This window comes from Sorangium sp. So ce124 (genome assembly GCF_051525235.1).
GTDB classification, from domain to species: Bacteria; Myxococcota_A; Polyangia; order Polyangiales; family Polyangiaceae; genus Sorangium; species Sorangium atrum.
Genome location: NZ_CP150312.1, coordinates 5993996 through 6006028 on the forward strand (window position 1 = coordinate 5993996; position 12033 = coordinate 6006028).

The window sequence follows — 12033 nt, forward strand, 5'->3', positions numbered from 1 at the left end:
TCTGTTTAGTATACCTGCGTCATGCCGTCGCCCCCCTGGAAGATCGAGACCGGCGTCGAGACCGTCATCTCGTCGTGGCTTGCCTCCGGCTACGTCCGCCCTTGTTTCACCGCGGATCGCGAGCTTCCGCCGGCCGACGCGCGCACCTCACCGATGCCCGACGCGCTCTCGCCGGCGCTCCGCGGCGCCCTGGAGCGGCGCGGCATCTCCCGGCTCTACGACCACCAGGCGCGGGCCTTCGCGGCGGCCCGCGCGAAGCCCGCAGGCCCGCGCGCCGCGGCGGAGCCGGCGCAGGCGGGGCGGCACGTGGTCGTCGCGACGCCCACCGCCAGCGGCAAGAGCCTCTGCTTCCATCTCCCGGTGCTCGACGCGCTCGCCGAGGGCGCCGCGTCGGGCCAGGGCGGCAGCGCGATCTACCTGTACCCCACCAAGGCGCTCGCCCGGGACCAGGAGGCCGGCCTGCACGCGCTCATCCGCGAGGCGGGGCTCACGATCCCGGCGATCGTGTACGACGGGGACACGCCGGGCGACGCCCGGCGGGCGGCGCGCGAGCGCAGCCCGATCGTCATGACCAACCCCGACATGCTCCACGCGGGGATCCTGCCGCACCACGCGCACTGGGCGCGGACGTTCCAGCGCCTGCGCTACGTCGTGCTGGACGAGCTCCACACCTACCGCGGCGTGTTCGGGTCGCACGTCGCCCACGTCCTCGCCCGGCTGCGCCGGGTCGCCGCGTTCCACGGATCGAGCCCGACCTTCCTCTGCGCCACGGCGACGATCGGCAACCCGCGGGCGCACGCCGCGCGCCTGCTGGGCATCGCCGAGGACGAGCTCGAGCTCATCGACGAGTCCGGCGCCCCGCGGGGGCCGCGGCGCTTCTTCCTGTACAACCCGCCGGTGGTGAACGCGGAGCTCGGGGTGCGCGCCAGCACCCTGAAGAGCGCGGTGCGCCTCGCCGGGGATCTCGCCCGCGCCCGCGTGCCCACGCTGGTGTTCGGCCAGTCGCGCAACTCGGTCGAGATCATGCTGAAGTACCTGCGCGAGGGCGTCGGCAAGGAGATCGGGGCGGAGGACGCGATCATGGCGTACCGCGGCGGCTACCTCCCGGAGACGCGCCGGCGGGTCGAGCGGGGGCTGCGCGAGGGCGAGATCCTGTGCGTCGTGGCCACGAACGCCCTCGAGCTCGGCATCGACATCGGCGAGCTCGACGCGGTGATCTGCGCCGGCTACCCCGGATCGGTCGCCGAGACGTGGCAGCGCTTCGGCCGGGCGGGCCGGCGCGGCAAGACGAGCATCGCGGTCCTGTGCGCCACCAGCGCGGCGCTCGACCAGTACCTCGCAAGGAACCCGGCTTACCTGCTGGAGCGCGGGGCCGAGTCGGCCCGGATCGATCCGCAGAACACCGAGATCCTCGTGCAGCACCTCAAGTGCGCGGCGTTCGAGCTGCCGTTCCTCAAGGGGGAGCCGTACGCGGCGATGCAGCCCGACGACACCGTGGCGGCGCTCCGCTTCCTGCAGGACAACGGGGTCGTGCACGAGTCGAACGATCGCTTCCACTGGGCGACCGACGCTTATCCGGCGAACCACGTGAGCCTGCGCTCGGTGGGCTGGGACAACTTCGTCATCATCGACAAGGCCCTCGGCAAGACGCTCGCGGAGCTCGACTGGCGCGCGGCGCCGACGATGCTCCACGAACAGGCCATCTACCAGCACGACGGCGAGCAGTACCAGGTCGAGCGGCTCGATTACGAGAACCACAAGGCCTTCGTGACGAAGGTCGTCCCCGACTATTTCACGACCGCGCTCACCCACCGGAAGGTGAGCATCCTCGACGAGAGCGCGGCCGCCCCGCTCGGCCGGGCGACCGCCGCCTTCGGCGAGGTGAGCATCGTGGAGAAGGTGGTCGGGTACAAGAAGATCAAGTTCTACACGCACGAGAACACGGGATATGGCGACGTGCGGTTGCCCGACATCCAGATGCACACGACCTCGTTCTGGCTCACCGTGCCCGAGCCGCTCTGCGAGGAGCTCGGCCTCGGCCGCGCGACCGCCATCGACGGCCTGCGCGGGATCGCGCGGGCGCTGGAGACGGTCGCGACGCTCTCGCTCATGTGCGATCCGCGCGACATCGGCCAGACCCTCGAGGACGGGAGCGAGGCGCGGGAGGCCCCGGCCGGCGGAGAGGGGGCCGGGGTCTTCGATCCGACGCTGTTCCTGTTCGACAACGTGCCAGGCGGCGTCGGGCTCTCCGAGCGCATCTACGAGCAGCGCGACGAGCTCCTCGCGCGCACGCGGCAGCTCATCGCCGGGTGCGGCTGCGACGAGGCGGGCTGCCCGCTCTGCGTCGGCGCCACGGAGACCATCGACGCGAAGCGCAAGCGCGCGGCGCTCGGGCTCCTCGCGATCTTGCTCCACCAGGCGTGAGCCCGGCGGCGGTCGCCCCGGCGCGCGCGTTAACTCCGTTTCACGGCGAAGCCGGCGTACGCCTGCATGACGGGCATCAGCTCCAGCCGGTTCACGTTGACGTGCTCCGGGAGCGTCGCGCACCAGACGACGGCCTCGGCCACGTCCTCGGCCGAGAGCGGCTTCACTCCCTGGTACACGGCGGCGGCCTTGTCCCGATCGCCCTTGAAGCGCACCACCGAGAACTCCGTCTCGGCGAGCCCGGGCTCGATGTCGGTGACGCGAACCCGGCTGCCGAGGAGATCCGCGCGCAGGTTCAGCGAGAACTGCGCCACGAACGCCTTGCACGCGCCATAGACGTTGCTCCCGGGATACGGCGTCTCGGCCGCCACCGAGCCGATGTTGATGACGTGCCCCCGGTCGCGCGCCACCATGCCGGGCAGGAGCGCCCGCGTGCAGTGGAGCAGCCCCTTGATGTTGGTGTCGACCATCTGCTCCCAGTCGTCGGGATCCGCCGTGTGCGCCGGCGAGAGGCCGATGGCGCCGCCCGCGTTGTTGACGAGCACCGACACCTCCGACAGCTCCGCCGGAAGCTCCGCGATCGCCCGGTCCACCGCCGCCCGATCGCGCACATCCAGCCGGACGAGGTGGACCGCCGCGGCCCGCGGCCGCGCGCCGTCGCTGGATTCGCGTGACGCGCCCGCCCCACCCATGAGCTCGGCGGCGAGCGCCTCCAGGCGCTCGTAGCGGCGCGCCGCGAGGACGAGGCGGGCGCCCAGGCCGGCGAAGCGGCGGGCGATCGCGGCGCCAAATCCAGCAGAAGCGCCTGTGATGAAGACAACCGGCGCGGGATCGTTCGTGGCAGCGTGCATCATGTCCGGAGCGGACTTGTACCAGACCCACGCAGATCCAGCGACATCCACCTGGCTCCGCGCCCCCGAGCCCCTGCCGCGCTCGCGATGGGCGCTCGTCGTGGACGTGTCGCCGCCGCCCGCGCTGGCGATCGTGACAGCCATGTTTCGGCACAAAGGGGAACACCGCGAGTCGATTTGTGCAATCGACCGCAGCATCTCTGGAGATCGAGCGCTGTCGCCCCTTTACCCCGCCCCTCGGTGCAATCTAGAGTCGGGGCACCGTGGAGAGCGCGCCATCGAGGGGGGTTGTTCTGGGGCGTTACGCCATTGGACCGCGGATGGCGCGCGGCGGGATGGGCGAGGTGTTTCGCGCGGTCGCGCTCGGGCCGGACGGCGAGGAGGTCCCGGTCGCCATCAAGCGAATCGTCCCGATGCACGCCGGCAGCGACGATCTCAGGCAGCTCTTCATCGCCGAGGCGAGCATGATGACCCGCCTCAAGCACCCCAACATCGATGAGGTGCTCGACTTCGGCGTCGACGAAGCGGGCGACTTCTACCTGGTGCTCGAGCTCGTGTCCGGAACGGATCTCGGGCGACTCTGCAAGGGGCTCTGGGCGCGCGGGGAGTCCGTGCCGGTGCCGATCGCGCTCTTCGTCGCCGCCCAGGTGCTCGAGGGGCTGGGCTACGCGCACGAGCGCTCGGCCGCCGAGGGGCGGCTGATGGTGCACCGCGACGTGAGCCCTGGAAACGTGCTCATCTCGCTGAGCGGCGTCGTGAAGATCGCGGACTTCGGCGTGGCGATCGCCATGCGGGGCGAGGTGGGGGACGCCGCCAGGCGCGACCTGGTCGGGAAGCCGAGCTACATGCCGCCCGAGCAGTTCGATGGCGAGCGCGTCGACGCGCGCGCCGACGTGTTCGCCCTCGGGGTGGTCCTCTTCCAGATGCTCACCGGGACGCGGCCCTTCCCCGGGAGCAGCGCCGCCTCGCGGATGGCGGCGGCGCGCGAGGGGCAGATGCTGCGGGCGAGCGAGCTGCGCCCCGAGGTGAGCCCCGCGCTGGAGGCGATCCTCGCGCGCGCGCTCGCGCCGCGCCGGGACGACCGCTTCCCCGACGCGCGCGCGATGCTGGAGGCGATCGAGGCGCTGCGCGAGGCAGGCCACGAGATCGGCACGCCGGAGGACCTCGGGGCGCTCGTGAGCGCGGCGCTGAAGGAGTCGCCGGAGTCGCGTCCGCCGGGCCCCCACACGCCCGAGCTCCCCGAGGACGAGGACGACCTGGAGGGGGGCGAGCTGACGCGCGCCGACGCGGACAGCCCCTTCACCCTGCGCGCGACGCGGCGCCCCGGCGCATCGTCGCAGGTGCTCGGCGGCGAGGCCGAGGCGCTCGATGCGCTCGATGGCATCGACGCGGCGCTCCCGGCGCCGTCGAGCGCCCCGGTGAGCGGCGGGTTCCACGCCGTGGCGCCGGCGTCCGGCGACGACGGCTCGCTCGATCCGCTCCTGGCCTCGAGCCTGAAGGGGGCGGTCTCCTTGGCGCCGAGGCCGCGCGACGAGGCGCGGCCTCCATCCTCGGCGCCGGGCGCGGTCCTCCCGCCGGCAGGGGCGACGCGGCAGCGCCTGCTCGCGGGGGCGATCGCCTGCGCCGCGCTGGCGGGGATCGCGATCGCCAGCGTGCGCGTCGGCGGCGGCGGACCGAGCGCAGCCTCCCCCGCGGCCGTGCACCGCGTCGTTCGGGCAGTGCAGCCGCAGATCGCCGCCGCCGTGCAGGCCGCGCTGTTGCCCTTGCGAAGAGCTCCTTCCCCTGCGAGCCGCGCCGAGGGCGCTGCGCCGGCCACGGGCTCCACCGCGGGCGCTGCGCCGGCCACGGGCTCCACCGCGGGCGCTGCGCCGGCCACGGGCTCCCCCGCGGGCGCTGCGCCGGCCACGGACACCCCGTGAGCCGCCTCGCTTGCGGCGCTCGGTCCGCTCGGTTAGCAGCGCGGCATGCGACGCCCTCACGTCCTCCTCGCCCTCGCCCTGACCGCGCTCGCCGGCTGTAGCGCCTCGCCGCCCGCAGCGCCGCCTCCGACGGCTGCGCCTCCGGCTCAGCCCGACGCGCCGCCCGCTGCGGCGGCCCCCGCCTCAGGCGGCGCGGCCGCCTCGACGCCGCCGCCGGCCACCTCGGTCGACGTGCCCGCTGCCCTGCGCGCCGTCGTCGACGCCGCCGATCGCGCGGACGCCGACCGGGCGCTCGATGCCGGCCGTAAGCCTGCGGAGATGCTCGCATTCTTCGGCATCCAGCCGGGGATGAAGGTCGCGGAGCTCGCGGCGGGGGGCGGCTACTCGGCCGAGCTGCTGGCTCGGGCGGTCGGGCCGGGAGGGGTCGTCTATGCGCAGAACAACCGCTTCGTCCTCGAGCGCTTCGCCGAGAAGCCGTGGAGCGAGCGGCTCAAGAAGCCCGTGATGAAGCCGGTGGTCCGGGTCGATCGCGAGCTCGACGACCCGTTGCCGCCCGAGGCGCGCGATCTCGACGCCGTGTTCCTCGTGCTCTTCTACCACGACACGGTGTGGATGGAGGCGGACCGGGCCGCGATGAACCGCGCGGTCTTCCGCGCGCTCAAGCCCGGCGGCGTGTTCGCGATCGTCGATCATGCGGGGCGCGCCGGGACGGGCGTCACCGAGGTGAAGACGCTCCACCGCATCGAGGAGAAGATCGTGCGCGAGGAGATCGAGCGGGCCGGCTTCCGTCTCGCGGCCGAGGCGACCTTCCTCCGGAGCGCCGCGGACACGCGCGACTGGAACGCCTCGCCCATGGTGGCGGGCGAAAAGCGGGGCACGAGCGATCGCTTCGTCCTGAAGTTCGTCAAGCCCGGAGGCTGATCCGCCGCGGCGGCCTGGGCTCATCGCTGGCAGCGGGTGGGCGGCGGCGGCGCGCGCCATCCGCCGCCTCCGCCGCCCCTCGGGGCGAGGGCGGCGCTCACCCGTCGGAGCGAACGCAGCGCGCGAGCCGCCGATCGCGGACCGTGTGGTCCTGCGATGCGCCGTTCGTGAAGTTGACGAGGACGGCCTTCTCCGCGCTGCCGATGGCGGGCGTCGACGACCAGAAGACGTCGGACGGCGTCCCCGGGAAGGCCTCCAGGTCGATCGCCGGCCCGGACAGCCGATCATCGACGATCGAGAGCAGCTCCTTCGCGCTCGGCAGCCGCCAGTCGCTCTTCGCGGCGAGGTCGAGCCCTTCGCAGTGCGCGAGCGCGTCGCTCCAGATGAACCGGGTCTGGGAGGCGTGGCGCTGCCAGACGAGCCCCGTCGAGCGATCGAGCACCCAGTCCTCGCCGGGCGAGAGATCGGCCGGCGCGATCCCCTTCACGCCTCCGACGCACAGCGCCCGCGCGCCGGCCGTGTCGTCCTTCGGGAAGAAGCCGAGGGACGCATCGCTGGCCAGCACGCCCCAGGCGAACGAGGTGTCTGCGGCGACGTCGGTCGCGGACCAGTAGAAGCTGTCCTGGCTGGACGTGAAGAAGATGTCGGGAAACGCCGTGGGATGGCCGAAATCAAGGATGGAGACGAGCTCGATCCGCGTCGGCAGGCGCCAGTCCGAGAGGCCGCCGATCCCCTGGGCGCTGAGCGCCGCGCAGTGCTCCTGCGCGCCGACCAGCGTGAACATCGCGTTCTCCGCCACCTTTTCCCAGGTGAGCCCGGTCACCGAGTCTTTCACCGCGCCGTTCGCTTCTGTGTAGGAGGGAACGGCGATCTCGTAGTTCCCGTCCTGTCCGAAGAAGGGCGCCGAGGGTCCTGGGCACTCCTCCAGCACGGTCGTCCCGTTCGAGCACCGCGTCGTCGGCGAGTCTGGCCATGTCACCGGCACGGGCGGCGGCCCTCCGCCGGTCCCTCCCCCGGCTCCCCCGCCGCCGATCGGCTCGCTGCCGCCGCCGCCGATCGGCTCGCTGCCGCCACCGCCGGTCGAGCCCACGGTGCCGGTGCCGGTGCCGCTCTGAAAGGGCTCTCCGATGCATCCGGCCAGCGTGACGGACTCCACGAGCAACGCGGCCAACAGCCAGGTGAAGCGAAGGGCGTGAGGGGTCTCGTTGGGCATGGGCAAGCGGCGGCGCCTCTAAAGGATCCGGGCCAGCAGCCTATCATTCACCGGGGCACGGGGGTCGACTTCCTCGCAGGCTCCTCGCGCGGCAGGCTCGCGTCGTTGCCGCCCGCCGGCCGCCCGCCGCTTCTTTCCCCCCGCGCGCGGCTGCCCGCGCCCGCGTCGACCGCGTTCGCGCCGCCCGCGCGGGTCGGTCGGCCCGTGAGAAGCGAAGCGAGCATGATGGAAGAACGACGCGCAGCGGAGAGTGGGGTTGAGCCCCTGCACCTCGGTGCCTCTCCGCCGCGTCGATTTCTTCTACGCAGGTCGCGTCTGGCGCCCTCTCCGCCTTTGCGGACCGGGGGGCCGTCGCGTCACGGCGTCGTGTAATCGACCTTCACCGTGTACGTGCTCTCCGCGTATCCCTGCACGAGGAGGAAGGCCTCCGACTGCCCTTCCGGGACCGTCAGCTCGCACGTCTCGTCCGCCCCGTCGAGGTAAGGCCGGCAGTCGAAGGCGCTCAGCGTGGGCTGCTCGCCGAACCGCACGTAGAGATCGGGATCTCCGGTGCCGCTCATCACGGCCCGGAAGGTCGTGCCAGGGACCACCGAGATCGGCCCATGGGACGCCGTCTCGCGCCGCGAGACGCTGCCCTCGAAGCTCTTCGAGGTCTCGGTGCCACCGCCTGCGGGCTCGCCACCGGGCGCCTTCGGCGCGGAGTAGCGCACCTCGATGTCGTAGGTCGAGGCCGTGAAGCCGTTCACCTTGACGAAGGCCCTCGTCTTGCCCGCGGGCACATCGAGCGTGCATGTCTCGTTGGCGTCGCTGAGGTAAGGCCGGCAATCGAACGATCTCGCCGTCGGCGCGTCGCCGAACTTCACGAAGAGATCGGGGTCTCCGGTCCCGGTCATGACGACGGTGAGGGTCGTCCCGGGCACGACCTCGAACCCCTCGGCGGGCCCGACCGCCTCGAAGGCTCCCCGGGCGAGGCGCCCGCTGAAGTGCTCGGTGGTCGGCTCCCCGGTCGGCTCCCCGGTCGGCTCCCCGCCGCCTCCGCCGCCTCCGCCGCCTCCACCACCTCCGCCGCCTCCGTTCGGCGTGCCGTAGAGCGATTGGACGCCCGCGATGTCCTTCTGCGTGAGGACGAGCGTGCTGTCGCCGGTGCCGTTGCACTGGGGATAGTGCATGACGGACGCGCCATCGTACTCGGTGAGGGCACGCCAGTTGTCGTCCTCGAAGCAGGTGCCCGACTCAGGACGGGTGTGCTCGTGGCGGAAGCCAAGGGTGTGCCCTAGCTCGTGGCGGAGAATGCCCGTGAGCGTGGGCCGCGTGCTGTCGAAAGCGTTCCCGTCGATCAGCACGTTCCGCGAGTACCTCGACTGGCCGGGGAAGAAGGCGCGCGCCAGGTACTGACCGCCGGTGTTGACGGGGTTCACGTCGAACAGGACCTGGCTGGTGCTCGATGTGCAGTTCGCGTCGGCCGACTCGACATGGATGAAGTCGACGTCCGTGACGTCCTCCCAGGCCTTGACGGCATCCGCCATCGCCGTCACCACCGCCTCGTACTTGGCCCCGAATCTCTTGCTCACGCAGTAGGAGAGGTTGTGCCGCTGCTCCGCCGTCCAGATGACGTCTTCCCCCCCTTCCTGGTTGACGATCAGCGCACCATCGCGCACATGCGCCTCCCAGAACTCGCGCAGATGCTTGATATCTACGACCGGCGTGTCCCCGTTAACAATGTAGATGCCAGTGTCAGGCTCGCGGAACACCGTCCGCTCGAACCGCTCAAATCCCAGCTGATTCGTGCCGACTTCCTCGGTGTCGGCGCCACCGACGTCTGCCGAGCAACCGGCCGCGGCGGCGGTCAAACCAGCGATCACCAAAACGAGCTTACGGGCGATCACATTGCTCTCGTGCGGCTTTGCAGGATGCATTTGGAGCTCCTTTCGGGGGAGGCGAATCACGCTGTCCACGCGAACTCGATGAGACCCAAATGCCTTAACCCGATTTGACCCTCAGTCGGATAGCCAAATCTGACCACCGTTCATAAAAAGGGTTCGGGATTGTAAAAAATTTCGAAGAGAGTGGACGCAATTCCCTTGTCACGAGAAAATTCCTGTAACACGCAAAGTGAAGAGATCGTGTCGGACAGATACACTGGAAAACAACACATCTTGAGCTCGGGCAATGCGTACTTGCATCGCAGCGGCATCAGGATCCTCCTGCCTTCGTTGCGCCGATGAAAGGCGCGGAACGCACGCATGCAACGCGACGGCTGCGGCGCGGCGCGTGCGGGCGCAGCTGCGAGCGCCGTGGCAGCCGACGACGCGCGGACGCCTCCGCGGACGCCGAGCGCGGCGCGATCGTTCAGGGTGGCGTCGGAACAGTCGGAGCAGCGCGCAGCGCTCGTCGCGCGGGACGACGGCGGGCGTTCACCCGCGCGCTGACAGGATCCGGCTGAACGCCTCGCCGACGGCGCGCGCGAGCTCGACCATCCGGCGCGAGCCGCTCGAGGTGTCGAGGATCCGATCGGCGACCAGGATCATCGCGGGCCGGCCGACGACCTGCACGGCGACGGCGGCGACGTCGAGGCTCGGGTTGACCATGACGTCGAGCAGCGGCGCGTGGGTAGGGGTGCCGGGGATCGGGCCGACGTAGAGGTGGGTCGCCACGGCCGTGGCGAGCACGCTCGGCTGATCCATCGGGAGGGAGAGCTTGCGCAGCGCCTCCTGGTCGCCGAACTCCGCGTTGCACGCGAACCCGCGAAAGACCCCGCGGTGCGCGGCGAAGATGGCGACACGCCCGGCGAACAGCCGCAGCCCCCGGAGCGCGAGCCGGACGACGTCGTCGCGCGTGCGCGCGAGGTACAGCGCGTCGATGACGTCGCTCAGATCGACGAAGGGCTGCGGCGGCGGATCGTCGTCGAGGGGATCGGCGAGCTCCGGCTCGGGCGCCGGAGGCAGCGCCGGGAGCCGCCCGGAGCGCCGGCTCGACGGCGGCGCGGCGCTCTCCGGGCGAGCCCTGCCGCTGCCCGGCGCCGGGGCCTCTGCAGTCGCGGAGCGGCGGCGCGAGAGCGGCGGGAGGCCGGAGGGCGCGTCGAGCGGCAGCCGGCCGAGGCGCCGCGTCGAGGGGGCCGGCTCCCGCCCGGCGCTGTCCGGCGCGCGGTCGGGGCCAGGCGAGGCCTGGGGCATGATCGAGGCGAGCAGCTTGAAGGGCGGCGAGATCTCCACGGGCGGAGGCGGCGGAAAGGAGACGGCGGGCGGCTCCACCGCCGGCGCGCGCAGGGCCGCCTGAAGCCCGGTCGCCCTCCCGCCCGCGCCGCGTTCGGCGTCCGCTGGGCGGCGAGCGCTCGAGGGAGAGCCGCGCGCGCCGGGGGCCGCCTTCGAGTGGCGGAGCGGCAGGATCGTGTCCTCGTGCGCCGCCGGCGTGTCCGCGCGCTGAGCGTGACCGTTGTGCGCCGCTCCGCGGTGGCCGTGCTTGCCGCTCGGCGCCTCGACGAGGCCCGCCTCGTCGAACGAGGGCACCGAGGCGCGACGGATCAGCGGGATGGGCACCTCGGACGACGGCGGCGGCGGGATGGTCGACTGGGGCGCGCCGTGCGGAAACGCCGGGGTCGCGCGCCGCGCGCGGGAGGGGACCTGCTCCCGCTCGTCGAGATCCAGGGCGCGGATGGCCTCCTCGACCGCCGTGATCGGCGCGCGGACGATGCGCACCGGCGCGCCGAGGTGGAAGCTGAACTCGTCGGCGATGTGGCGATCGAGCGGATCGGCCGCCGCGACGTCGATGGTGCCGACGCCGGGATCGATGCGGATCGGGACGGCGCCGAGGCGGCGGCACATGGCGCGCGGCAAGCGCGCGACGAGATCGCGTGCGCCGACGACCTGCCGGAGCGCGAGGCCGCCGTGGCGATCGAGCTCCTCCTCGAGGGCGCGCTCGCTGATGGCGGCGCGGTCGATGAGGGCGCGAGGGAACGGGATGCCCCGCAGGACCGCCACGAAGAGGGCGGCTTCGACCTCAGCCTTGGAGACGGCGCCGGCGGCGATGAGGAGGCGGCCCAGGTCTAGCGACACTCGCTGCACAATACCAGAAAGGACGCTGCCAGCGTGCAGCGCCCCGCATCCGGTCACGACGGACGCTGCGCCTTCTGGACGGGCGGCTGGGGGGCAGCGGGCGCGTTCCCTCGCCAGCGCAGGCGGCGGGGTGGCGCGCGGTGGCGCGCGCTGGGCGAGCGAGCGGGCCAGGCGAGCTCATGCGCTCACGCCGAGCGCCGGCTCACGTCCTGGCGTCGAGCGCTGGCTCACGCCCTCACGTCGAGCGCTTCCGCGGCGGAGCCCTGTGGCCGATACAACAACAGGCCTGGGAAGGGCCGAGAGACCTCGAATCCTCAGCGGGAGAACTGAAAGACCACCTCGCTCTGCCGCACGAGACCCAGGTTGTCGCGCGCGATCCTCTCCACGGCGGTCGGGTCGTCGCGCAGGCGCGCCACCTTGCCGCGGAGGGCCTCGATTTGCCGCCCGAGGTCGGCATTCTCCTCCTCGACGTCGGCGAGCTCTCTCTCGAGCTCTCGCAGGCGGGGCAGCCCCTGCGGCGAGAAGATCATGATCGGTGCGCCCACGACGGCGACGATGAGCACCGCGATGGGGAGGGTCCGCTCCAGGAACTGCGCTATTCGACGCACAGACATCCGCTCGCACGTCGTCCGCGCTCCTGTCAACTTTCCTCC

Annotated in this window: 9 protein-coding genes; 3 read left to right on the top strand and 6 right to left on the bottom strand. The window is 72.1% G+C overall.

Translation table 11 applies throughout. The features are described from left to right. Window positions 1-21 precede the first annotated feature (21 nt). Window positions 22-2424 carry a DEAD/DEAH box helicase gene (locus WMF19_RS22425; protein ID WP_437900943.1) on the top strand — a complete coding sequence of 801 codons (2403 nt, stop codon included), beginning with the start codon at window positions 22-24 and terminating at the stop codon, window positions 2422-2424. Window positions 2425-2453: 29 nt separating this feature from the next. Here the strand turns inward: WMF19_RS22425 and WMF19_RS22430 are convergent, their stop codons facing one another. Beyond that, window positions 2454-3278 carry an SDR family NAD(P)-dependent oxidoreductase gene (locus tag WMF19_RS22430; protein ID WP_437331151.1) on the bottom strand — a complete coding sequence of 275 codons (825 nt, stop codon included), beginning with the start codon at window positions 3276-3278 and terminating at the stop codon, window positions 2454-2456. A gap of 317 nt (window positions 3279-3595) precedes the next feature. Between WMF19_RS22430 and WMF19_RS22435 the strand changes: the two genes are divergently transcribed. Beyond that, complete coding sequence (locus WMF19_RS22435) at window positions 3596-5194, top strand: protein kinase domain-containing protein (RefSeq protein WP_437900944.1); 1599 nt, start codon at window positions 3596-3598, stop codon at window positions 5192-5194. 45 nt (window positions 5195-5239) lie between these two features. Next, window positions 5240-6115 (top strand): class I SAM-dependent methyltransferase, encoded by an 876-nt coding sequence (locus WMF19_RS22440; protein ID WP_437900945.1) that lies wholly within the window; start codon window positions 5240-5242, stop codon window positions 6113-6115. Between the two features lie 97 nt (window positions 6116-6212). On the opposite strand, the gene WMF19_RS22445 is transcribed toward WMF19_RS22440, so the two are convergent. From WMF19_RS22445 to WMF19_RS22465, 5 genes are all read right to left on the bottom strand, one after another. After that, on the bottom strand, window positions 6213-7328 hold the full coding sequence (locus WMF19_RS22445; protein ID WP_437900946.1) for a DUF1566 domain-containing protein: 1116 nt from the start codon (window positions 7326-7328) through the stop codon (window positions 6213-6215). A gap of 47 nt (window positions 7329-7375) precedes the next feature. Continuing rightward, window positions 7376-7552 carry a hypothetical protein gene (locus tag WMF19_RS22450; protein WP_437900947.1) on the bottom strand — a complete coding sequence of 59 codons (177 nt, stop codon included), beginning with the start codon at window positions 7550-7552 and terminating at the stop codon, window positions 7376-7378. Between the two features lie 132 nt (window positions 7553-7684). Next, window positions 7685-9244 (bottom strand): pre-peptidase C-terminal domain-containing protein, encoded by a 1560-nt coding sequence (locus WMF19_RS22455; protein WP_437900948.1) that lies wholly within the window; start codon window positions 9242-9244, stop codon window positions 7685-7687. Between the two features lie 498 nt (window positions 9245-9742). Then, a complete protein-coding gene (locus WMF19_RS22460) occupies window positions 9743-11380 on the bottom strand; it encodes a hypothetical protein (protein WP_437900949.1) in 1638 nt (545 codons plus the stop codon). 314 nt (window positions 11381-11694) lie between these two features. Continuing rightward, window positions 11695-11994 (bottom strand): FtsB family cell division protein, encoded by a 300-nt coding sequence (locus tag WMF19_RS22465; protein ID WP_437330597.1) that lies wholly within the window; start codon window positions 11992-11994, stop codon window positions 11695-11697. Window positions 11995-12033: the final 39 nt, after the last annotated feature.